Source organism: Bradyrhizobium sp. LA6.1 (genome assembly GCF_040547805.1).
Lineage (GTDB): Bacteria > Pseudomonadota > Alphaproteobacteria > Rhizobiales > Xanthobacteraceae > Bradyrhizobium > Bradyrhizobium barranii.
In genome coordinates this window covers 19,710-42,855 of record NZ_JBEPQK010000015.1, presented here as the reverse complement: position 1 = coordinate 42,855, position 23,146 = coordinate 19,710, and the positions used below count along the sequence as shown (strand labels likewise).

The 23,146-nt window shown below is 66.2% G+C and carries 14 protein-coding genes; 10 read left to right on the top strand and 4 right to left on the bottom strand.

Annotation, left to right across the window (positions count from 1 at the left end):
- Positions 1-21 precede the first annotated feature (21 nt).
- Positions 22-2,961 carry a pyruvate, phosphate dikinase gene (ppdK, locus tag ABIB99_RS30410; protein WP_354179080.1) on the top strand — a complete coding sequence of 980 codons (2,940 nt, stop codon included), beginning with the start codon at positions 22-24 and terminating at the stop codon, positions 2,959-2,961.
- Between the two features lie 508 nt (positions 2,962-3,469).
- The gene (locus tag ABIB99_RS30405) at positions 3,470-4,924 is read left to right on the top strand and encodes a cell wall hydrolase (RefSeq protein ID WP_354179078.1); all 1,455 of its coding nucleotides are present in this window, start codon (positions 3,470-3,472) and stop codon (positions 4,922-4,924) included.
- A gap of 108 nt (positions 4,925-5,032) precedes the next feature.
- Here the strand turns inward: ABIB99_RS30405 and nadC are convergent, their stop codons facing one another.
- Genes nadC through nadA form a run of 3 tightly spaced genes read right to left on the bottom strand, consistent with a single transcriptional unit; the run spans position 5,033 to position 8,646 of the window.
- A complete protein-coding gene (gene nadC, locus ABIB99_RS30400; protein WP_354179076.1) occupies positions 5,033-5,911 on the bottom strand; it encodes a carboxylating nicotinate-nucleotide diphosphorylase in 879 nt (292 codons plus the stop codon).
- 11 nt (positions 5,912-5,922) lie between these two features.
- On the bottom strand, positions 5,923-7,530 hold the full coding sequence (locus tag ABIB99_RS30395) for an L-aspartate oxidase (protein ID WP_354179074.1): 1,608 nt from the start codon (positions 7,528-7,530) through the stop codon (positions 5,923-5,925).
- Between the two features lie 9 nt (positions 7,531-7,539).
- Positions 7,540-8,646 carry a quinolinate synthase NadA gene (gene nadA, locus ABIB99_RS30390; protein WP_071916125.1) on the bottom strand — a complete coding sequence of 369 codons (1,107 nt, stop codon included), beginning with the start codon at positions 8,644-8,646 and terminating at the stop codon, positions 7,540-7,542.
- 334 nt (positions 8,647-8,980) lie between these two features.
- Here nadA and ABIB99_RS30385 point away from each other — a divergent pair, with 334 nt between their 5' ends.
- The 8 genes from ABIB99_RS30385 to ABIB99_RS30350 all read left to right on the top strand — a co-directional run bounded on the left by ABIB99_RS30385 (position 8,981) and on the right by ABIB99_RS30350 (position 20,363).
- Positions 8,981-10,234: an MFS transporter gene (locus ABIB99_RS30385; protein WP_354179071.1), complete on the top strand. Its 1,254-nt coding sequence runs from the start codon at positions 8,981-8,983 to the stop codon at positions 10,232-10,234.
- A gap of 41 nt (positions 10,235-10,275) precedes the next feature.
- The gene (acuI, locus tag ABIB99_RS30380) at positions 10,276-11,262 is read left to right on the top strand and encodes an acrylyl-CoA reductase (NADPH) (protein ID WP_354179068.1); all 987 of its coding nucleotides are present in this window, start codon (positions 10,276-10,278) and stop codon (positions 11,260-11,262) included.
- A gap of 112 nt (positions 11,263-11,374) precedes the next feature.
- Positions 11,375-11,974, top strand: coding sequence for a hypothetical protein (locus ABIB99_RS30375; protein ID WP_063985095.1), 600 nt, complete (start codon positions 11,375-11,377; stop codon positions 11,972-11,974).
- A gap of 154 nt (positions 11,975-12,128) precedes the next feature.
- Positions 12,129-12,362, top strand: coding sequence for a DUF6894 family protein (locus tag ABIB99_RS30370; protein WP_028152150.1), 234 nt, complete (start codon positions 12,129-12,131; stop codon positions 12,360-12,362).
- 223 nt (positions 12,363-12,585) lie between these two features.
- Positions 12,586-14,328, top strand: coding sequence for a methyl-accepting chemotaxis protein (locus ABIB99_RS30365; protein WP_354179064.1), 1,743 nt, complete (start codon positions 12,586-12,588; stop codon positions 14,326-14,328).
- 179 nt (positions 14,329-14,507) lie between these two features.
- Positions 14,508-16,214 (top strand): methyl-accepting chemotaxis protein, encoded by a 1,707-nt coding sequence (locus tag ABIB99_RS30360; RefSeq protein ID WP_354179062.1) that lies wholly within the window; start codon positions 14,508-14,510, stop codon positions 16,212-16,214.
- Between the two features lie 205 nt (positions 16,215-16,419).
- The gene (locus ABIB99_RS30355) at positions 16,420-18,390 is read left to right on the top strand and encodes a methyl-accepting chemotaxis protein (RefSeq protein ID WP_354179060.1); all 1,971 of its coding nucleotides are present in this window, start codon (positions 16,420-16,422) and stop codon (positions 18,388-18,390) included.
- A 284-nt stretch (positions 18,391-18,674) separates the two neighbouring features.
- Entirely contained in the window at positions 18,675-20,363 is a 1,689-nt protein-coding gene (locus ABIB99_RS30350) for a methyl-accepting chemotaxis protein (protein WP_354179058.1), read from the top strand.
- Between the two features lie 3 nt (positions 20,364-20,366).
- Here the strand turns inward: ABIB99_RS30350 and ABIB99_RS30345 are convergent, their stop codons facing one another.
- Positions 20,367-23,108 carry a DUF2339 domain-containing protein gene (locus ABIB99_RS30345; protein ID WP_354179056.1) on the bottom strand — a complete coding sequence of 914 codons (2,742 nt, stop codon included), beginning with the start codon at positions 23,106-23,108 and terminating at the stop codon, positions 20,367-20,369.
- Positions 23,109-23,146 lie beyond the last annotated feature (38 nt).

The following is a 23,146-nucleotide window of genomic DNA, read 5'->3' as shown; positions in this document are numbered from 1 at the left end:
CTCGCAGGTTGTGTGCAAGCTATGGCCAAAGCCGCCTCGAAGCCCAATAAAACTCCAGCGAAAACGCCAGCGAAATCAAAGTCCTCCGCCGCGGCGAAAGCCGCGCCGGCGGCTCGCAAGGCGCTTGCCAAGAGCGTCCCGAAGCCGGTTGCCAAGGCGGCTGTAAAGCCGGCTGCGAAGCCCGCGGCGAAGGCTGCGACCAAGCCGGCTGCGCCGAAGGTTGCCGTGAAGCCCGCCCCCAAAAAGGCCGCGCCCGCCAAGGCGGCGCCAGCCGCGGCCAAGGCCGGCAAATGGGTGTTCACGTTCGGCGACGGCAAGGCCGAGGGCCGGACGGAGATGCGCGACCTGCTTGGCGGCAAGGGCGCCAACCTCGCCGAGATGGCCAATCTCGGCCTTCCCGTGCCTCCCGGCTTCACCCTCCCGACCTCGGTCTGCACCTACTTCTACGCACACGACAAATCCTATCCGAAGGAATTGCAGTCGCAGGTTGAGAAGGCGCTCGACCATGTCGGCAAGTTGACCGGCAAGGTGTTCGGCGACGTCAAAAACCCGCTGCTCGTCTCCGTGCGCTCCGGCGCGCGTGCCTCGATGCCGGGCATGATGGACACCGTGCTCAATCTCGGCCTCAACGACGAGACCGTGGAAGCGCTGTCGGAACTGTCGGGCGACCGTCGCTTCGCCTATGACAGCTATCGCCGCTTCATCACCATGTATTCGGACGTGGTGCTCGGCTTCGAGCATCATCACTTCGAGGAAATCCTCGACACCTTCAAGGACAGCCAGGGCTATACGCTCGATACGGACCTCAGCGCCGAGGACTGGGTCGGGCTGGTCGGCAAGTACAAGGACGCGGTCGCGCGCGAGACCGGCAAGGATTTCCCGCAGGACCCGCACGACCAACTCTGGGGCGCGATCGGCGCGGTGTTCTCATCCTGGATGAACGCGCGCGCGGTGACCTATCGCAGGCTGCACGACATTCCGGAATCCTGGGGCACCGCGGTCAACGTGCAGGCCATGGTGTTCGGCAATATGGGCGAGACGTCGGCGACCGGCGTCGCCTTCACCCGCAACCCCTCGACCGGCGAGAGCAAGCTCTACGGCGAGTTCCTGATCAACGCGCAAGGCGAGGACGTGGTGGCGGGCATCCGCACGCCGCAGGACATCACCGAGGAAGCGCGCAAGGAATCCGGTTCCGACAAGGCGTCGATGGAAGCGGCGATGCCGGAAGCCTTCAAGGAGCTGACGCGGATCTACACGCTGCTCGAGAAGCACTACCGCGACATGCAGGACATGGAGTTCACGGTCGAGCAGGGCAAGCTGTGGATGCTCCAGACCCGCGGCGGCAAGCGCACTGCTAAGGCGGCCCTGCGCATCGCGGTCGAGCTCGCCAATGAAGGGCTGATCTCGAAGAAGGAAGCGGTGACGCGGATCGATCCCGCCTCGCTCGACCAACTGCTGCATCCGACCATCGATCCCGACGCCAAGCGCGACGTGATCGCGACCGGCCTGCCGGCCTCGCCCGGTGCTGCCTCCGGCGAGATCGTGTTCTCCTCGGACGAGGCGGCCAAGCTCCAGGCCGACGGACGCAAGGTGATCCTGGTTCGCATCGAGACCAGCCCGGAAGACATCCACGGCATGCACGCCGCCGAAGGCATCCTGACCACCCGCGGCGGCATGACCTCGCACGCGGCGGTGGTCGCGCGCGGCATGGGCAAGCCCTGCGTCTCCGGCTGCGGCACCATCCGCGTCGATTACGGCCGCGGCACCATGAGCATCGGCTCCCGCACCTTCAAGACCGGCGACGTCATCACCATCGACGGCTCGCTCGGCCAGGTGCTCGCCGGCCGCATGCCGATGATCGAGCCGGAGCTGTCCGGCGAGTTCGGCACACTGATGAAATGGGCCGACCAGGTCCGCAAGATCGGCGTGCGCGTCAACGGTGACACGCCGGAGGACGCGCGCACCGCGATCAAGTTCGGCGCGGAAGGCATCGGCCTCTGCCGCACCGAGCACATGTTCTTCGAGGAGACGCGCATCCGCACGGTTCGCGAGATGATTCTCTCCGAGGACGAGCAGTCGCGCCGCGCCGCGCTGGCCAAGCTGCTGCCGATGCAGCGCGCCGACTTCGTCGAGCTGTTCGAGATCATGAAGGGCCTGCCCGTCACGATCCGGCTTCTGGATCCTCCCCTCCATGAATTCCTGCCGCACACCCATGCCGAGGTCGAGGAAGTGGCGCGCGCCATGAACACCGACCCGCGGCGCCTGGCCGACCGTGCGCGCGAGCTCTCGGAGTTCAATCCGATGCTCGGTTTCCGCGGCTGCCGCATCGCGATCGCCTATCCGGAGATCGCCGAGATGCAGGCGCGTGCGATCTTCGAAGCCGCAGTCGAGGCCGAGAAGCGCACCGGCAAGGCCGTCGGCCTCGAGGTGATGGTGCCGCTGATCGCGACCAAGGCGGAGCTCGACCTCGTCAAGGCGCGCATCGATGCCACCGCGAAAGCCGTGATGCGCGACACCAACACCAAAATCGCCTACCAGGTCGGCACCATGATCGAGCTGCCGCGCGCCTGCCTGCTCGCGGCCGAGATCGCCGAGAGCGCGGAGTTCTTCTCGTTCGGCACCAACGACCTCACGCAGACCACCTACGGCATCAGCCGCGACGACGCCGCGAGCTTCCTCGGGACCTACGTGTCCAAGGGCATCCTCCCGGTCGATCCCTTCGTCGCGCTCGACCAGGAAGGCGTCGGCGAGCTCGTCAAGATCGGCGTCGCGCGCGGCCGCAAGACGCGCCCGAAGCTCAAGGTCGGCATCTGCGGCGAGCACGGCGGCGATCCCGCCTCCGTCGCCTTCTGCCACGACATCGGCCTCGACTACGTCTCCTGCTCGCCCTACCGCGTGCCGATCGCCCGTCTTGCCGCGGCGCAGGCGGCGCTCGGCAAGGCGATCGCGAGCCAGGCGTAAGCGCGGCGTTGAAGTGCTGAATGCGAAGAGGCGGGGCTAGGCCCCGCCTCTTTCATTTGATGCGACACTCCACCCACACTTCATTGCGAGCGCCCCACACTCACTGTCATCGCCCGGCTTGACCGGGCGATCCAGTATTCCGAGACAACCGTGATTGAATTGAGAAGCCGCGGCGTACTGGATGCCCCCGGTCAAGCCGGGGCATGACAGCGGTGTTTGCGGGACGTGGTTCCCGTAAACGATGGAGCCGCCCGCGTCCCGTAATGAGACGCGCGCGCAAGAGTTCCTTCACCATTCGCGTTGACCGAATGTTTACCGCTTTACGAGAGGCGGCGTTTACCAACGTGCATCATTGCCCGTGAAACCGCCTGCAATCGCTTGAGTGTGCCGCACGCGCAACGCCGATTAACGCCCCGGCAACCTAAATTGGATATTGACGATAAAGATCGAATTGTACGGACGTACTGCGGTTCGATTTTTCTGGCGTAAGCGTAGCGTGAGCGTGTCGATGTCAGTGTTGCGTAACCATCCGAAGGGCGCGCGGTTCGCGTCCTTCGGAATCGGTCTCTGCATCTTCGCATTGATGCCGAGAGAGACCGGTTATCAGGATATCGCGTCGTTGCTGGCGCGGCAGCCCGGCGTCGCCGAGCGCTGGCAGAAGCAGGTGTTCTCTGCCGCGTCCTCGATCCAGCTCGCCACCTACAGCTTTTCCCGTCCGATCGGCACGTCGCTTCCGCAGAGCGCGATGGTTCGCCTCGCGAGCCTCGATGGTCGCGACGTCACCGGCGCGATCAGCCGCAATCCTGCGCTTCAGACGCCGCCGCGCTATCAGGCCGCCGATTTTCCCAAGGTCGATCGCTCCATGAAGGGCGATCGTCTCGCAAGCGTCACGCCCACGCAGGCTCCCGAGACGACCGCACCATCGGCCGCGCCGGCACAGCAAGATCCCGCGACATCGAACAGCTCGGTGTTCGGCGCCAAGACCGCCGCGCTGCCGCAAATCATGTCGCCGGAGTCCGCGGCGGCGCTCGATCCCGAGCTTCAGGAAGCGCTGCGCGCGCCGCCGCTGCCGCAATATGCCAATCCGCCACAAGCCAGTGACGCGGCGCGCGCGTTCGCGGTTCAGCCGCTCGAGGCGCTGAAACAGGCGACCCTTCCGGACGTGGCGCCGCGCGATCCCTTCCGCGTCAAGACCTCGAACCTGTTTTTCGGGAGCTCCTCGCTCGGCGGCAATCTCGAGAGCATCGAGAGCTGGCAGCCCGGCGCCGAGCCGCTGATCGTGATGCCCGATCCTGATATGAAGGTGACGGCCGCGCTGTCGCCGCCGTCGGCCGAGATCGCCAGGGACATCGAAAGCGGTGAGAGCGTCGCGCCGAAGGGCGAGGTCAACGCCGACAACCAGCGCGCCAGATCGCCGGCGGAGCGGCTCGCGCTCGACGGCAAGTCGCGCGCAAAGGCCGAGAAGTGTCTCGCCGAAGCCGTCTATTTCGAATCGCGCGGCGAGGCCGTGCGCGGCCAGATGGCGGTTGCGCAAGTCGTGATGAACCGCGTCTTCTCCGGCAAATATCCGGACACCGTGTGCGGCGCGGTCTATCAGAACAAGCACCGCCATTTGGCGTGCCAGTTCACCTTCGCCTGCGACAACAATGCCGACGTGATCCGCGAGCCCGAGATGTGGGAGCGCGCGAAAAAGATTTCGAAGGCGATGCTCGACGGCCAGATCTGGCTGCCCGAAGTGGGCAAGTCCACGCACTACCACGCCTACTGGGTGCGTCCGTCCTGGGTCGCCGAGATGAAGAAGATGTACAAGACCGGCGTCCACACCTTCTATCGCCCGCGCGCCTGGGGCGACGGCAGCGAAGAACCGAGCTGGGGCACCCCGGCCCAGACCGCCGCGCTCTCTGCCGAGCTCGCCCAGGAAGCCAAGAGCTCCGCCGAGATGGGCGTGAGCGAGCGAAGGTAATCATTCACGGAAGTTCGTCATGCCCGGGCTTGTCCCGGGCATCCACGTTCTTTGTGTTGCGAGGCGAGGCGTGGATGGCCGGGACAAGCCCGGCCACGACGGTGTGGCTCACGCCTCGATATCCAGCGCACAGTCGAAATTCGGCGCCGAATGTGTCAGCGCGCCGGATGAGACGTAGTCGACGCCGGTCGCCGCGATGGCCACGATCGAGTCCAGCGTGACGCCGCCGGATGCCTCCAGCTGGAGGCGCCCCTCGTTGAGCCGCACCGCTTCGCGCAGCGTCGCAAGGTCCATGTTGTCGAGCAGCACGGCATCGGCGAGCCCGGTGCCGAGCACCTCGCGCAATTGCGCGAGCGTATCGACCTCGATCTCGATCTTGACGAGATGACCGGCATGGGCGCGGGCGCGCTCCAGCACCGCACCGATGCCGCCGGCGACCGCGATGTGGTTGTCCTTGATCAGGATCGCATCGTCGAGCCCGAAGCGGTGGTTGAAGCCGCCGCCGCAGCGCACGGCGTATTTCTCCAGCGCCCGGAGCCCCGGTGTGGTCTTGCGCGTGCAGCAGATGCGCATCGTCGTGCCTTCGGTCCGCGCGACGTAGTCGGCCGTGAGCGTCGCGACGCCCGACAGCCGGCCGACGAAATTCAGCGCGGTCCGCTCCGCCGTGAGGATGGCGCGCGCCGGGCCCGTGATCGTCAGCACGTGCTGGCCGCGGGCAACCCGTGCGGCGTCGCGGACATGCGCGCGCACGTCGATGTCGTGTGAGAGCTTTTGCAGCGTCGCCAGCGCCAGCGGCAGGCCTGCGATCACGCCAGACTGGCGCGCGACCAGGATCGCCTGCGCCTTGGTCGCCTCCGGGATCGTTGCAAGCGAGGTGATGTCGCCGGCGCGGCCGAGATCCTCGTCGAGCGCGCGATGCACGGCCTCGTCGATTGCAAGCGGCGACAGGAAGGCGTCGGGATAGAGCAGTGACGTCGGGGTGATCATGGGGAACTCCATCAGGCGATCATCGGTCGGGCGGTGCGTGGCAGCTGACGCTCGCTCAGGCTCTCCGCGATCTCACGTGCCTCCGTCAGCGTTGTCATCGTTCTCTGTGCCAGCGTGGGGACATCCGCCGGATGGTCGGAGCGGAAATGCGCGCCGCGGCTCTCGCGCCGGGCCCAGGCGGACGCAGCGACGAGCAGGGCTGAAGCCGCCATGTTGCGGAGAGCGATGCTTGCGGGCCCGCGCTCGACTGCGGCGAAGCTGCGCACGGCCTCCGCAAGCCCGTCACTGTTGCGGATCACGCCGACATGCGCGCTCATCATCGTTCGCAACCGCTTCACGGCGGCAGCGTCCGGCGTGCCGCCACGCGACGTCACCAACGCATCGGGAAGGCGGGCAGGCGAGGGGATGGCGCGGCCGGCGATGTCGTCGGCGATGCGGGCGGCGTAGACCACCGCCTCCAAGAGCGAATTCGACGCCAGCCGGTTGGCGCCGTGCGCGCCGGTGGAGGACACTTCGCCGCCGGCCCAGAGCCCGTCGATCGAGCTGCGGCCGCGCTCATCCACGGCGATGCCGCCCATGTGGTAATGCGCGGCCGGCGCGATCGGGATGGCCTGCGTGGCGGGATCGATGCCGGCAGCGATGCAGCTTGCATGCACGGTCGGAAATTTGTCGGCGAAGCGCGCACCCAGCGCCTGCCGGGCATCGAGAAGGGCACCACGCCCGGCCGCGATCTCGGCGAACACGCCGCGCGCCACGATGTCGCGCGGCGCGAGCTCTGCGAGCGGATGGCGCGCGAGCATGAAACGTTCGCCATCTCCGTTGATCAGCGTCGCCCCTTCGCCGCGCAGCGCTTCGGTTGCGAGCGGCGCCGGATCGCGGCCGACCATGATGGCAGTGGGGTGGAACTGCACGAACTCGGGATCGGCGATCACGGCGCCGGCACGTGCTGCGATCGCAAGGCCGGAGCCGCTGGCTTCTAGCGGGTTGGTGGTGACGGCATAGAGATGGCCGAGGCCACCGGTCGCAAGCACCACCGCGCGGGAGGCAAGCAGGAGCGGACGTGCAGCGGGATTGCCGGCCTCGCGTAATTGAAGGCCGGTGACCGCGCCGTCCTCGGTCAACAGCGCTTCGGCGACGAGCCCTTCGATCAGTCGGATCGACGGCGTGCGGCGTACGGCCTCGCTCAGTGCCGCGATGATCGCGGCTCCGGCCCCGTCGCCGCGCACATGCACGATGCGCCGCGCCGAATGCGCGGCCTCGCGGCCGACCGCGAGCTTGCCTTCGAGGTCGCGGTCGAACGGCACGCCATAGGCGAGCAGGTCATGAATGCGCGGTGCTGCCTCGCGCGCGATCCCGAGTGCGACCGCTTCATCGACAAGACCGCCGCCGACGGCGATGGTGTCGGCGGCGTGCGCCTCCGGCGTATCGCCTTCGGCCACGGCCGCAGCGATGCCGCCCTGCGCCCAGGCGGATGATGCGCCCTGTCCGAGCGGGGCGGCCGAGATCAGCGTTACCGGCCGCGGCGCGAGCTTCAGTGCACAAAAGAGTCCGGCGAGGCCGCCACCGACGATGACGACGTCATCGGTGCTGCGGGTGAGGTTGTGGATGTTGTCTTGCATGCTTGACTCTCAATTCTTCAGATTGATCATCCGCTCGACCGAGCGCCGCGCGCGTTCCGCGAGCGCGGGATCGATCGTGACCTGCTCGCCAAGCGTGAGCAGGCTGTCCAGAATGTTGGCGAGCGTGATGCGCTTCATGTGCGGGCAGAGATTGCAGGGGCGCAGCATCTCCACATCAGGTAGCTCGGCGCGGACATTGTCGGCCATCGAGCATTCCGTGATCATGACGAGCCGCCGCGGCCGCCGCTCGCGCACCCAGTTGATCATGTGCGCGGTCGAGCCGGTGAAGTCGGCTTCCGCCAGCACGTCAGGCGGACATTCGGGATGCGCGATGATCTGCACGGACGGGTCGGCCTCGCGATAGGCGCGCAGCTCCTCGCCCGTAAAGCGCTCGTGCACCTCGCAGGCGCCCTTCCAGGCGATGATCTTCACGTCGGTCTTCGAGGCGACATACGTTGCAAGATAGCGGTCGGGCAGGAAGATCACGGTCGGTGCGTTCAGGCTCTCGACCACTTGCACCGCGTTCGACGAGGTGCAGCAGATGTCGACCTCGGCCTTCACCTCTGCGGAGGTGTTGACATAGGCGACGACAGGCACGCCGGGAAATTTTTCGCGGAGCAGGCGAACGTCCGCGCCCGTGATGCTGTCCGCGAGCGAGCAGCCGGCGCGGCTATCCGGGATCAGCACCGTCTTGTCCGGATTGAGCAGCTTTGACGTCTCCGCCATGAAGTGCACGCCGCATTGCACGATGATGTCGGCCTTCACCTTGGTCGCTTCGACCGCGAGCTGAAGTGAGTCGCCGCCGATGTCGGCGACGCAATGAAAGATCTCCGGCGCCTGATAGTTGTGCGCGAGGATGACCGCGCCCCGGGCCTGCTTCAGCTCGTTGATCGCCTTGATCGTCGGCGCCATCAGCGGCCACTCGATCGGGGGGATCACGTGCTTCACGCGCTCATAGAGCGGCGCAGTGGCCCGCTCGACGTCCGCAGTCCATTCCAGTGAGGGCTTCGGCAGCGCGGGGCCGGTTCGCGCTGGTATGGCGCGCGGAGGGGCAGGGACTTGGCCCTGCGGCCGGTTGGCAAAGTCGTCGGGGCCGTAAATTCCAGTGATGGGCATCGAAGCCTCCCAATGCTAATTATGCTCCATGTGAGTATATATAGAGCCTGAGAAATCCGGCCGAGAGGCCGGTGGGGTTTCGCCAGAGCTTACATATACTCAATCTGAGTAAATCAAAGATAACACGCGCCCGAGCAGGCCGCTAGCCCCAGTCGCACACATTCCCGTCAAATCGCGCCCGGCGCGTCGGGGAGGGCCGCGATGAAACGCAATGCTCCGGCGGCAGCCCTTCGTGGAACGCAATCATTTTTGACTTGGGATCTTCATGCATCTGCATTAAACGCGTGACTCGCGGTTGCCTATCTCGGATCCGCCAGCGACTGATGAGGAACCCATGTCCACTCAAGCGGGCGAGCTCGGTCCGGTCTCGCGTTCCTCCTCCTGGCGCACCCCGGCGATCATCATTCTCTGCGGCTGTGCGATCGGCATGCTCGGCTTCGGCCCGCGCTCGGCGCTGGGCTTCTTCGTGCAGCCGATGAGCCACGAATTCGCCTGGGGCCGCGATGTGTTCGGTCTCGCGATCGCTTTCCAGAATTTGCTGTGGGGATTGGGCCAGCCCGTTGCCGGCGCCGTCGCCGATCGCTTCGGCCTGTTCCGGGTGATGTGCGTCGGCGCTCTGCTTTACGCCGGCGGCCTGCTGCTGATGCGCTACTCCTCGACGCCGCTGTCGCTGAACATCGGCGCAGGCGTCATGGTCGGCTTCGGTCTCGCCGGCTGCTCGTTCAATTTGGTGCTGTCGGCTTTCACCAAGCTGTTGCCGGCCGACAAGCGCGGGCTTGCGCTCGGCGCCGGCACCGCGGCGGGCTCATTCGGGCAGTTTCTGTTCGCGCCCATTGGTGTGGCGCTGATCGACAATTTCGGCTGGCAGCAGGCGCTCACCGTGTTCGGCTTCCTGATGCTGCTGATCATCCCGCTGTCGCTGGCACTCTCGACGCCGCCGGTCGCAACCACGGCCAATGCGACGCCAGCGGATGAGCAGACCTTCACGAAAGCGCTCGCCGAAGCCTTCGGCCATCGCTCCTATGTGTTGCTGGTGCTCGGCTTCTTCACCTGCGGCTTCCAGCTCGCCTTCATCACCGTGCATCTGCCGGCGTTTCTGGTCGATCGCGGCATCTCGACGCAAACCGGCGGCTGGGTGATCGCGGCGATCGGCCTGTTCAACATCATGGGATCGCTGAGCGTCGGCTATCTCCAGAACTCGCTGCCGAAGCGCTACATCCTCTCCGCGATCTATTTCACGCGCGCGCTTGCGACGCTCGCCTTCATCTCGTTCCCGATCACGCCGTTCTCGGCGATCGCATTCGGTGCGGTCTCCGGTCTGACCTGGCTGTCGACGGTGCCGCCGACCTCGGCGCTGGTGGCGCTGATGTTCGGCACGCGCTGGCTCGCCACGCTCTATGGCTTCGCCTTTGTCAGCCATCAGGTCGGCGGCTTCCTCGGCGTCTGGCTCGGCGGCATCGTGTTCGAAAAGTTCGGTTCCTATACGCCGATCTGGTGGCTCTCGATCCTGTTCGGTGTGCTTTCCGCGCTGATCAATCTTCCGATCGTGGAGAAACCGGTTCAGCGAGCGGTTGCGCAGCCTGCCTGATCGGCTAAACATCCCCTGAAACAAGTCCAGGGAGTTCAGTCGTGGCCACATTCAAGGCGATCCGGATCGACAAGGCGGACAAGGGCACCACCGCCGCACTCACGCAGTTCGACGATTCCGAGCTGATGGACGGTGATGTCACGGTCCGCGTGGAATGGTCGACGCTGAACTACAAGGACGGTCTCGCGCTCACTGGCAAGGCGCCGGTGGTGCGTCGCTTCCCGATGATCGCCGGCATCGATTTCGCCGGCACGGTTGAAACCTCCGCCCATCCGCAATGGAAGGCGGGCGACAAGGTCGTCTGCACCGGCTGGGGCATGGGCGAGACCCATCTCGGCGCCTACGCCGAGAAGGCGCGGGTCAAGGGCGACTGGCTGGTCGCTCTGCCGCAGGGCCTGTCGGCGCGCGACGCCATGGCGATCGGCACCGCCGGCTTCACCGCGATGCTGTCGGTGCTGGCGCTGGAGAAGCACGGCCTGTCGCCGAAGAGCGGCCCCGTGGTGGTGACGGGCGCGGCCGGCGGCGTCGGCTCGGTCGCCACCGCCGTGCTCTCGAAGCTCGGCTATCACGTCATCGCCTCGACTGGCCGCGCCTCGGAAGCCGACTATTTGAAAGAGATCGGTGCGGCCGAGATCATCGACCGCAATGAATTGTCGGCGGCGGCCAAGCCCCTCGCCAAGGAGCGCTGGGCCGGCGGCGTCGACAGCGTCGGCTCGACCACGCTCGCGAATCTCCTGTCCATGACGAAGTATGGCGGCGCGATCGCGGCGTGCGGTCTGGCGGCCGGCATGGACCTGCCGTCTTCTGTCGCACCCTTCATTTTGCGCGGGGTGTGCCTTCTCGGCATCGATTCCGTGATGTGCCCGATCGAGCCGCGGAAAGCCGCCTGGCAGCGTCTGGCCTCGGATCTGGATCGGACAAAACTATCTGAAATTACTCATGAAATTCCGATCGAGGAAGTTTCGGAATGGGGCGCGAAAATCCTCGCCGGCCAGGTCCGCGGCCGCATCGTGGTAAAAATTGTCTAACGGCGTTCAGACTTTACCAACCAAGCTGCTTCAATGTCGCCATGGTTAGTATGGTAAGCAGCGGGTAAAGAGATAAGGCATCGCCCGCGCTGGGGTTGGTTCGGAGTTGAGCATGCTTGCGCGTATTGTGTTGGGGGCTGTCACGGCGGCAGCGACGTTTGCGCCGGCCATTGCAGGAAGCATGAACGCCGACGAGGCGCGCCGCTTCGTTGCCGGTAAGGTGTTCGCCTTCACCTGTTTCGACGGTACCCGCGGCGCAGGCCGCATCCTGGACGATCTCGGCGCCGCCGGCGCGGTGCAGTTCTCCGGCGCAGGCCCGGTGAAGCATCTCCGCCTGCCCGGGAACACACTCCAGATCCGCGGGCAGAACGTCTGCGCCTCGATCAAGGGCATTCCGTTCGAGCCCTGCTTCAACCTGGAAAAGACCGACGATCGCAGCTTCCGCGGCTCGGTGTCGGGCATGGGCTTCGCCTATTGCGACTTCCACCACCAGGGCGGCAATCAGATGCTGATGGCCCGCGCCGTGGCGCGTCCGCGTTCGCTGCGCTCTTCGGAGCGCACCGGTTCGGTCGCTGCGTCCAACACTGAAGTCGCCGCGCGCGTCGAGACGCCGCGTGTCGAGAGCAGCCGGCTCGAGCCGGTGAAGTCCGAAGCCAAATCGGAGCCCGCCAGGAACGACGCTCCGCTGGAATTGCGCCGCTCGACCCAGTGAGCTGGCTGCGCGGGGCCGCCCGCGCATTTTGTCGTTGAAAATATTCATCGGTCACCAAGCCGCCGCGCCGTAGTCATACGGACGGCGGCTTTCATGCCTTGGTAGCGACTCGCGTCCCAGTTTGCGCAGGGCCGGGGGGTGCAAGGGTTCTACGATGTCGTTGTATTTCTTTCGCATCAGCACCGGTCGTTATTCCGGCGCCGCCGACCAGCCGTACGAGTTCGAGGATCGCGCCGCCGCCTGGGCCGAGATGAGCGAGGTCTGCGCCAACCTGCTCGGCAGCATCGCGCGCAACCTGAAGCCGAACGCGAAGTGGAGCATGGAGCTGCTCGACGAGAACAAGAAGCCGGTCTTCCGCGTCAGCCTGGTTGGTGAGACCGTGTGTTGATGACCGCGAACGGCAACCGTTAACGGATGCCAGCGCGTGCAAATCCGCGAGATCCATCGCGTTACACGTGAAAAGTGCGCAACTGCAGTAGTTTAAGCACGATTTCAGTATTTCTACCCAGGCTGCCGCGGCCACCCTTAACGTTAATGAGTAACCTCGCGGTTAGCCTTCCCGGACTGTTCACGCGCGTCGGCGCGGCAATGCGTATCCGGGGATTATGTCGATGATGTTCATTCAGAACCTGCGAATTGGCACCAAGCTCGCTGTGACCTCGGCACTCACCATCGCGCTCGTCGCGCTGATGATCGTCCTCCAGATGAACGGCGACGCTGCGGTTCAGAAGCTCAGCAATGGGGCATCGGGGCAGCAGTCGATCGCGCAAAGCGCCGCAGAAGCCAAAGCGTCGGTCCGCGGGATGCAGATCGGCATTCGTGACATCCTGAGCTCCACGTCGCCGGCCGAGTTGCAGAAGGCCGTGACCTATTTCAACGATCGGCAGACCGCGGCCCTGAAATTCGCGGACGAGATGGCGAAGCTGTCGCGCTCGCCGGAGAATCACAAGCGGATCGACCGCCTGGTCGTGTTGGTCGGTAATTTCAGCAAGGGGCAACAGCAGATCGAAGCGATCCGCAAGCAGGAGCTCGCCCTGAGCGCGAAGAAGGACGGCGAGGCGGCAGCACCGCTCGCAAAGCTCGTGGCCGAGGTCGACCGCATCCGCAAGGAGATGCTGGCGCCGATCAACGAAGAGATATCGGAGCTGACCAACGAGATCATCAACTTTGCCAAGCAGAAGAGTTCCGAAGCCCGCGCCGAAGCCGAAGCTGAGGCCGCGTCCGTCGCGCGGACCTCGTTCGTCGCCGGCGTGCTGGTCGCGCTGGTTCTGATCGGGGCGTGCATCTTCTCCGTCTTCAGCATTGCGCGGCCCATGCGCGCATTGACGGCGGCGATGGAGAAGCTCGCCGGCGGCGATTTCTCCGTGGTGCTGCCGGGCCTCGGCCGCAAGGACGAGGTCGGCGAAGTCGCCGGTGCCGTCGAAAAATTCAAGATCGTGTCCGAACAGAAGGCGCGGGAGGACGCGGAAGCCAAGTCGCGGCAGGATCAGCTCGCGGCCGAGCAGCGCAAGTCCGAGATGCGCAGGCTCGCCGACAGCTTCGAAGGCGCCGTCGGCGAGATCGTCGGTACGGTGTCGTCGGCTTCCACGGAGCTTGAAGCATCCGCCACCACGCTCACCTCGACCGCGGAGCGCACGCAGCAGCTCACCACCGTGGTCGCGGCGGCCTCCGAAGAGGCCTCCACCAACGTGCAGTCGGTGGCGTCGGCAACGGAGGAGCTGTCGTCGTCGATCACCGAGATCAGCCGTCAGGTGCAGGAATCTGCGCGCGTCGCCAGCGAGGCGGTCGGCCAGGCCCGCACCACGACCGACCGTGTCAGCGAGTTGTCGAAGGCGGCGACGCGGATCGGCGACGTCGTGGAGCTGATCAACACCATCGCCGGCCAGACCAATCTGCTGGCACTCAACGCCACGATCGAGGCCGCGCGCGCCGGCGAAGCGGGCCGCGGATTTGCCGTGGTCGCCTCCGAAGTCAAGGCGCTCGCCGAGCAGACCGCGAAGGCGACCGGCGAGATCGGCCAGCAGATCGCCAGCATTCAGGCCGCGACCGAGCATTCGGTCGGCGCCATCAGGGACATCAGCGACACCATCGAGAAGCTGTCGGAGATCTCCTCGGCGATCGCCGCTGCGGTCGAAGAGCAGGGCGCCGCGACGCAGGAAATCTCCCGCAACGTGCAGCAGGCGGCGGAAGGCACCCATCAAGTGTCGTCCAACATCACCGACGTGCAGCGCGGCGCGAGCGAGACCGGCTCGGCGTCCTCGCAGGTGTTGGCGGCGGCGCAGTCGCTGTCCGGCGACAGCAATCGCCTCAAGCTCGAGGTCGGCAAGTTCCTGGGTACCGTTCGCGCGGCCTGACCAAAACCGCAGGGAGAGCCTTGCTCCCTGCGCAACTCTCGGAATGCAAGAGCGGCGTCGATCGCGGTGAAAACTCCGTGTTTCTACGGCAAACGTGGTTAAGGGAAGCGGAATGGTTTTGGACGAAGTTCATGGGAATTCAGCCGCTTGAGCGGCAACGTCCATGAAGGGTTCCAGTCATGCGTTTTCTCGGCCGCTTCCGCATCCTGAGCAAGATCCTCGGGATCGTCCTCCTGCTGTGCGGGATCGGTGCCGCGATCGCCTGGATTGGCGTCTCCGCCCTCAGCGATCTCAGCGAAAAGGCCGACGTGATGTCGACCGCGGCCAAGCGGGCCTTGCTCGCCGCGCGCGCCAACCAGAACGTCATCGCGCTGAACCGCGCTGAATTCCGCAGTGCGCTTGATCCGCGTGACGACAATCGCCTCGCCGCGCGCGATGTCATCAACGCCCAGCTCAAGCAGTATCAGGAGCGTTTCGACGAGGTCAGCCAGACCCCGGACGAGAAGGCCAAGACGCTGCTCCCGGGCGTGCGCGAGGCGTTCTCGGCCTACAAGAGCCAGATGGACACGACGCTCGCGGCCGTCGATGCCGAGAAGTCGGCGAAGCTCAGCGACAGCGCAGACAAGCTGCGCGACATCGCGATGAAGAGCAGGACCGCTGCGGAGAACCTTCAAGGCAAGATCCGCGAACTCGCCGATCGGCTGAATACGCGTGTCGAGGAGAAGAGCAAGGAAGCGCGCGAGCAGTATGAATCGACGTCACGCTTCCTGATCATCCTCGCAGGCCTCGGTGTCATCATCGGCGGCGCGTTGGGCTTCATCATCGGTCAGTACGGCATCGCGCGGCCGATCCGCATGATCGTCGGTGTGCTCCAGGAGCTTGCCTCCGGCCGCTATCAGGTCGAGATCGCCGGCCTTGATCGCAAGGACGAAGTCGGCGAAGTCGCCAAGACCGCGGAAGTGTTCCGGGAGAATGGCCTTGCCAAGATTCGGATGGAAGCCGAGCAGAAGGAGATGGAGCAGCGCAGCGCGGCGCAGCGTCGCCAGGACATGCTCCGGCTTGCCGATCAGTTTGAAACCGCCGTCGGCGAGGTGATCGAGACCGTGAGCTCGGCCTCGACCGAGCTCGAGGCTTCCGCGACGACGCTGACCTCGACCGCGGAGCACGCGCAGCAGCTTGCGACCGTGGTCGCTTCGGCCTCTGAGGAAGCCTCCACCAACGTGCAGTCGGTGGCCTCGGCGACCGAGGAGCTGTCGTCCTCGATCACCGAGATCAGCCGCCAGGTGCAGGAATCCGCGCGCGTGGCGAGCGAAGCCGTCGGCCAGGCCCGCACCACGACCGAACGTGTCAGCGAACTGTCGAAGGCGGCAACGCGGATCGGCGACGTCGTCGAGCTGATCAACACCATCGCCGGCCAGACCAACCTGCTGGCGCTCAACGCCACGATCGAGGCGGCGCGTGCAGGTGAAGCTGGTCGTGGCTTCGCCGTCGTCGCTTCCGAAGTGAAGGCGCTTGCCGAGCAGACCGCGAAGGCGACCGGCGAGATCGGCCAGCAGATTTCCGGCATCCAGTCTGCTACCCGGGAGTCGGTCGGCGCCATCAAGGACATCAGCGACACCATCGAACGCCTATCGGAGATCTCTTCGGCGATCGCGGCAGCGGTGGAGGAGCAGGGCGCGGCGACGCAGGAGATCTCCCGCAACGTGCAGCAGGCGGCGGAAGGCACCCATCAAGTGTCGTCCAACATCACCGACGTCCAGCGCGGCGCGAGCGAGACCGGCTCGGCGTCGTCGCAGGTGCTTTCGGCGGCGCAGTCGCTGTCCGGCGACAGCAATCGCCTCAAGCTCGAGGTCGGCAAGTTCCTCACCACGGTGCGCGCCGCCTGAGGGCGGCCGTCCTCACCCCATCATCCGCCGATTGCAACCGCCGCGCGAGGACGCGTGGCGGTTCGCATGCGTCCGCAGCCGATGCCGCGGTGAGAAGGTCTGCACGGTTAACCTTCCGGAAAACCGATGCAGTCATGATCTCGCAATATTCGGGTGCCGAGTCGCCCTCCCTGTATTGCGTATCGAACGTATCGGAGCACATTCAATGAGCGGCCTTTCCATTCGCCTCACCCACAAGGTCATGGCGATCGGACTCTTCGGCCTTGTCGGTCTCGTCGTCTTCGGCGCGATCTACGAGATCGGCAGCCTCTCTCAGGACGCCTCCCGCACCGTTGCCAACCGCGCCCGCGCGATCGCTGACCTGAACAAGCAGCTCACGATCGAGATGCTGGAGGCGCGCCGCAACGAGAAGAATTTTCAGCAGCGCCGCAACGAAAGCTACGCCAAGGCCCATGCCGAGCTGATGGGACCGATCAACCGCGATTTCGACGAGGTCGAGCGGTTGATGGCGGCCGGCGGCATGAGCGCGCTGTCCGACAAGACCAGGCAGGCGCATGACGGCTTCAAACGCTATGCCGAGGATTTCAAGGCGCTCGTCGTGGCCGAGACCAGACTCGGGCTGAACGAGACGCTTGGTCTGTCCGGCTCGCTCCGCGCCGCCGTGCACGACATCGAGGTGAAACTCAAGGAGATCGACGATCCCAGGACGACGAGCTGGATGCTGATGATGCGCCGGCACGAGAAGGACTTCATGCTGCGGCGCGACCCCAAATACATTGCCGAAGTGAAGAAGGCCGGGGTCGAATTCTCCAAGGCGATCGAGGTGGTCGCAGTCCCGACGGCGGTGATGAACGACATCACGGCCAAGCTCCAGAAATACCAGTCCGAGTTCGCGGCCTGGGCCGAGACTGCGCAGCAGAGCGCCGCGCTGGACGCGAGCATGATGAAGACATTCCGCGAGCTCGAACCCTCCATGGTCGAGGTGCGAACCGCCGTCGACGCCATGTACAAGCAGGCCGACGCCGCGGAAGCCGCAACGCGCGATGCCGTACGCCTGTGGATGATGATCGCCTTCGCGCTCACCGTCGTCGTGCTCGCCGTGGTCGGCTTCGTCCTCGGGCGCTCGATCTCGAAGGCGCTGTCCGGCATGGTCGGCGCGATGACGCGGCTGGCGCGCGGCGAGCTCTCGATTGCCGTCCCCGGCGTCGGGCGCAAGGACGAGATCGGCGAGATGGCCGGCGCGGTCGAGGTGTTCAGGACCAACATGGCGGAGGCAGAGCGGCTGCGTGCGGAGCAGGCCGAGGCTGACGCGCGCGGGCGCGAACGGCGCAAGGCGGACATGCAGCGCCTCGCCGACGGGTTTGAGGGCGCAGTCGGCGAGATCATCGATACGGTGTCGTCGGCGGCAACCGAGCTCGAGGCGTCCTCCAACACGCTGACGCAGGCCGCCGAGCGAGGCAACGGGCTCGCCACGGCGGTGGCGGCGGCCTCGGAGGAGGCGTCCGCGAACGTGCAGTCGGTGTCGTCCGCGAGCGAGGAGATGACCACATCGATCTCGGAGATCAGCCGCCAGGTGCAGGAATCGGCCCGCGTCGCCGACGTCGCGGTGGAGCAGGCCCAGCGCACTAACGCGCGCGTCGCCGAGCTGACCAAGGCGGCAGGGCGCATCGGCGACGTGGTCGAGCTGATCAACACCATCGCCAGCCAGACCAATCTGCTGGCGTTGAATGCCACGATCGAGGCGGCACGTGCGGGCGAGGCCGGCAAGGGCTTTGCGGTGGTTGCGACCGAAGTGAAGGCGCTCGCCGAGCAGACCGCGAAGGCCACCGGCGAGATCAGCCAGCACATCGGCGCGATCCAGACCGCGACGCAGGATTCGGTCGGCGCGATCAAGGAGATCGGCGACACCATCGCGCGGATGTCGGAAATTTCCTCGGCCATCGCCGCGGCGGTGGAGGAGCAGGGCGCCGCGACGCAGGAGATCTCCCGCAACATCCAGCATGCCGCGCACGGCACCTCGGAAGTCTCCGCCAATATCGGCAACGTCCAGCGCGGCGCAGGCGAGACCGGGGCCGCCTCTGCGCAGGTTCATTCGGCAGCACAATCGCTGTCTCAGGAGAGCAATCGGCTGAAGAGCGAGGTCGCGCGCTTCCTGGAGTCGGTGCGGGCGGCGTGAGGTCGTCAGTTGCTCCGTTCGAGCCGCGCATCGCGGTGCGCCGGTGTGGCGTCGCGCGATGTCTGCTGCACTGCAACCAATAATTGCGGAACATATAACGGCGGCGACAGCGAATTCCGTAGTTTCACGTAGGTTCCTGTTAACGCCTGTTTGCAACTATGAGCGCAATCTTACGGGATAAAAATCAGCCAGCATTGTTGAACTGACTTCCGCCCTGTCGTCCGTCGTGACGATGGCGGCGCAGGTGATTTGCGCGTTGCTAGGTCTCATCGGGATTTGCTGTGATGTCGAAGTTGTCGATCGTGTTCAAGCTTCTGACCGTGTTGTCGGTCCTCGTGCTGTCGCTCGCCGGCGTCGGCGTGATGGCGATCGGCACCATGCAGAGTATCAATTCCCACACCGTCGAGATCGCGGAGAGCTGGCTGCCGAGCGTGCGTGCGCTCGGCTCGCTTCGCGCCGATATCAACGAGCTGCGCGTCGCGCTGCGCCTGCACCTGATGCAGGACACCGCCGAGGGCAAGGAAGCCGCCGAGAAGCGCCTCGCCTCGCTGCAGGCGCGCATCGACCAGACCCGCAAGGTCTACGAGCCGCTGATCACCTCAGCCGAGGAGCGTTCGCTCTATGAGCAGTGGAGCAAGGCGTGGGCCGAGTACCTGAACGGGGTGCAGGACGTCATGGCGCTGTCGCGCAAGGGCGTCGGTCGCTTCCCGACCGATGCCAACGAGCTGTTGCAGACCAAGGTCGCGAAGATGGCCCAGGCCGCCGACCCCCTGCTTCAGAAGGGCATCGAGATGAACAACCGGGGCGCCGAGCTGGAGACGAAGCAGGCGGCCGACAGCTACGCCACGATCTTCCGCGTGCTGGTCGGCATCATCGTGTTCTCGGTCGTGATCGCGATCGGCGCCGCCTATTATCTCGTGCGTGACGTTTCTCGTGGGATTGCCTCGATCATCCATCCGATGCAGTCGCTTGGTGAAGGTGATCTCTCCGCCGAGGTGCCGCATCGCGGCGAGAAGACCGAGATCGGCTCGATGGCGGATGCGCTCCAGATCTTCAAGGAGGCGTTGATCGCCAAGAAGGCCGCCGACGAAGTCGCTGCGGCCGACGCCGAGGCAAAGATCGAACGCGGCCGCCGCGTCGACGCCATCACCCGCAAGTTCGAGGCCATGATCGGCGAGGTCGTCGGCACCGTGTCGTCGGCCTCGACCGAGCTCGAGGCATCCGCGACCACGCTGAGCAGCACCGCGCAGCGCGGACAGGAGCTTGCGACCGTGGTCGCCGCGGCGTCCGAGGAAGCCTCGACCAACGTCCAGGCGGTTGCGTCCGCATCGGAGGAGCTGTCGTCCTCCATCACCGAGATCAGCCGCCGCGTGCAGGATTCGGCACGGATGGCCGCGGAGGCCGTCGAGCAGGCCACGCGGACCAACGACCGCGTCAACGCGCTGTCGCAGGCGGCATCCCGCATCGGCGACGTGGTCGAGCTGATCAACACCATCGCCGGTCAGACCAACCTGCTGGCGCTCAACGCCACCATCGAGGCGGCGCGTGCCGGTGAAGCCGGCCGCGGCTTCGCGGTCGTCGCCTCCGAGGTCAAGGCGCTGGCCGAGCAGACCGCGAAAGCGACCGGCGAGATCGGAGCGCAGGTCTCCGGGATCCAGTCCGCGACGCAGGAATCCGTCAGCGCCATCCAGGAGATCGGCGGCACCATCGAGCGGCTGTCCGAGGTGGCGGCGGCCATCGCAGCCGCCGTCGAGGAACAGGGCGCGGCCACGCAGGAGATCTCGCGCAACGTGCAGCAGGCTTCGGTCGGCACGCAGGAGGTCTCGATGAACATCACGGACGTGCAGCGTGGTGCGATCGAGACCGGCTCGGCGTCGACAGAGGTGCTGTCGGCGGCGAAATCGCTGGCGACCGACAGCACGCGGCTCAAAGTCGAGGTCGCGCAGTTCCTGGAGTCGGTCCGCGCGGCCTGATCCTCAAGTGCTCGCCTGGGGAGCCGGCGGCGGTGCGACCTGCCGCCGGAACAGGATGCGCTGGTAGAGCCAGCCGATCGCGACCAGCACGATGCCGAGGCACATGAACGACAGCGCGCGGTAGACGCCTGTCAGCGTCGACATGTCGATCACGAAGGCCTTCAGGATCGTCAGCGCGATCACCGCGGCCGACGCCAGCCGTGCCCGCTCGGAGTTGACGAGAATGCCGACGCCGAGCAGCACCACGCCGAAGCCGAGCCAGCCGATCGAATAGGTGTATTGCTCCGCGCCCGTGGTGGCGCCGTAAAGCAGGACCGGGCCGTGATAGAAGCGGCGGATCTCCAGCGTCAAATAGGTCAGCGCGAACACCAGCGCAGCGCCGGCAATCGTGTTCGCATAGGCGACGGGGCGATGTCCGGCTACCGCATAGGACAGCAGCAGCATCAGCACCGCCGGGAGCGCGTAGCCGAGCAGCAGCAGGTTGAAGACGAGACCGCCGACATCGACGCTGGAGAGCAGCCACGGATTCTCCAGGATCAGCAGGCCGAACACGCTGATGAGCCCGGCGATCGCGGTGAGCGCGACCGCGCCGACATTGTGAACGATGCTGCGGCTCCTCAGCCGCAGCCGCTCCAGCCCGATCGCCATCGCGAGCGCGACGCAGACTTGCAGGGCAAATTCGAGCAGCGAGGGCGGCGACGTCATGCGGCCGCCGGTGGCAAGATGCCGGATCTCCATGAAGGCGAGCAGCGCGGTGAACAGGATCGCGGCGGCCTCCACGATGCGCAGCGGCGGATCGTCACCGCGGCGGCGCAGGAAGATGCTCGCGCCCCAGAACGAGGCCGCCGGCAGGCCGTAGCCCCACAACAGCCAGTTGAAGATCGGCGTGGTGCCGACGGCGTCGCCGACGATGCGCGGATCATAGCCGATGCGCGCGGTCACGATCGCGGCAAAGATGGCGGCGAGCTGGCGCAGGACCGGGATCGGCCGCTGCAGCGAGATCCAGGCCGTGCCGAGCGACATCAGCGCCAGCGCGATGGTGAGCCAGCCCTTTTCGAGGGCGAAGGTCAGCGCCAGCGCCAGCGCGCCGAGCGTGCCGGTCGCGAACAGCGCGACGGAGGTCGCAGCGCCCGGCCGATCTTCGCGGCGCGCCAGCGCTTCGGTCGCGGCGCCAAAGGCGGCGGCGAGCAGCACCGCGAGGATCGCGAACGGGATCGAGCGGTCGAGATGGGCGATGCGCGCGTAGAGCGCAACGAGGATCGCGATCGGCGTCGCAACGGCTGCCGCCGACCACACCACCGGAATGACTGCCGAGCTCGACCGGCCCTGCGCGAGAAAGCCTGCGATGCCGAAGCCGGAAGCGAAGATCGCGGCCATCACCAGATGCAGCGTCACCGCGCCGTCGATCGCTGTCGGTCCGACGCCGGGCATGGGGCCGCCCGGCAGCACCAGCATGTCGGGATTGGCGCGCACCGCCCATTCGGCGAACACGATGAAGACGGTCGCTGCGGCCGCGCCCAGCGCGCCCGTTGCCGCCGGCGCGCGCCAGGCGACGAGCAGCGTCGCACCAACGAGCAGCGTGAAGGCGATCAGCGCAAGGTCCGCATGCGCGCTCGACAGCACGATCAGCATCGCGCCGAACAGGTAGGCGCCGAGCGAGCTCGACGACACCGGCTCGATCTCGCCGTCCTCGATGGTCGGACCGAACATGAAGCCGCAGACCACGAGCAGAGCTGCAAGCACGAAGCCCGCGATCGCATGGAAGGCGTGCGGCGCGACCTGCAGCTCGCTGGTATCGAGCCCCGGGAAGATCCAGAGCACGGCGAAGGCGATGGTCGTGACCGCGAGCCAGCGCCACAGCCGGATGCGCGCGAGGCCGAAGCTCGCGGCGGTGACGATCGCAAGATAAATATAGAGCGCCCAATAATCCGGCTTGCCGCTGGAGACGAGGATCGGCGTCACGAACGCGCCGACCACGCCGAGGCCCGCGAGTGCGGGCCCATGCAACAGTGCCGCGGCGAGCGTGCCCATCGCAACGATGCCGAGCAGCACGAAAGCGGTGGCGGGCACGAGGAAGCCATAGAGCGCATAGGCCGCATAGATGGTCGCGAACGCCACGGCCGTTCCGGCCGCCGTGAGGATCGCGGGGATGTTGGCGATCGGCAGCGCCGCGATGTTGGAGATGCTCTCCTTGCGCCGCGACCATTCGCCGGCGCCCAGCAGCGCGGCTGCGAACAGCCCGCCGAGGAACACGCGCACGCCGGGGCCGACGAGACCTGCCTCGATCGAATAGCGCACCATGAAGAAGCCGCCGAGCGCGAGCGCGAGGCCGCCGATCCAGACCACCCAGCGCGTGCCGAGCCGTTCCTCGAAGCCGGGTGCCGGCGCGGGCAAAGGCGGCGGTGCGTAGGCCTCGGTGCTCGCCGCAAGCGGCGGCGGTGCATCGGCTTCGGTGCTCGCTGCGAGCGGCCGCGGTGAAACCTCTTCGGTGACGAGCGGAGGCGGTGCTGCCTCGGCTTCGGGCGCGAGCGGCGGCGGCTCGGTGGCCGTCGTCGCGGGCGCCTCGGCCTGCACCTGCGCGGGCATCAGCGGCGGTGGCTGCACCTGCCGCTGCGCGTAAAACATCTCTTCGAGCGAGGCCAGCCGGCGGCGCAGCTCGACTGCCTGGCTGGAGGCCTTGATCGCGATCAGGACAGCGATGATCGCAATGATCAGCGCAAAGACGTCAAACGGGCCGTCGAACATGAAGCCTCCAGGCAACCGGCGGGCAGGAGCCGGTCACG

Bases quoted from the DNA above. Each gene is read 5' to 3' on its own strand.
- ABIB99_RS30385 (WP_354179071.1), top strand. From the start codon at position 8,981: ATGTCCACTCAAGCGGGCGAGCTCGGTCCGGTCTCGCGTTCCTCCTCC.
- ABIB99_RS30355 (WP_354179060.1), top strand. From the start codon at position 16,420: ATGAGCGGCCTTTCCATTCGCCTCACCCACAAGGTCATGGCGATCGGA.
- ABIB99_RS30345 (WP_354179056.1), bottom strand. From the start codon at position 23,108: ATGTTCGACGGCCCGTTTGACGTCTTTGCGCTGATCATTGCGATCATC.
- nadC (WP_354179076.1), bottom strand. From the start codon at position 5,911: ATGATCACCCCGACGTCACTGCTCTATCCCGACGCCTTCCTGTCGCCG.
- ppdK (WP_354179080.1), top strand. From the start codon at position 22: ATGGCCAAAGCCGCCTCGAAGCCCAATAAAACTCCAGCGAAAACGCCA.
- ABIB99_RS30395 (WP_354179074.1), bottom strand. From the start codon at position 7,530: ATGCAAGACAACATCCACAACCTCACCCGCAGCACCGATGACGTCGTC.
- ABIB99_RS30405 (WP_354179078.1), top strand. From the start codon at position 3,470: ATGTCAGTGTTGCGTAACCATCCGAAGGGCGCGCGGTTCGCGTCCTTC.
- ABIB99_RS30360 (WP_354179062.1), top strand. From the start codon at position 14,508: ATGCGTTTTCTCGGCCGCTTCCGCATCCTGAGCAAGATCCTCGGGATC.
- ABIB99_RS30350 (WP_354179058.1), top strand. From the start codon at position 18,675: ATGTCGAAGTTGTCGATCGTGTTCAAGCTTCTGACCGTGTTGTCGGTC.
- ABIB99_RS30365 (WP_354179064.1), top strand. From the start codon at position 12,586: ATGATGTTCATTCAGAACCTGCGAATTGGCACCAAGCTCGCTGTGACC.
- nadA (WP_071916125.1), bottom strand. From the start codon at position 8,646: ATGCCCATCACTGGAATTTACGGCCCCGACGACTTTGCCAACCGGCCG.
- ABIB99_RS30370 (WP_028152150.1), top strand. From the start codon at position 12,129: ATGTCGTTGTATTTCTTTCGCATCAGCACCGGTCGTTATTCCGGCGCC.
- ABIB99_RS30375 (WP_063985095.1), top strand. From the start codon at position 11,375: ATGCTTGCGCGTATTGTGTTGGGGGCTGTCACGGCGGCAGCGACGTTT.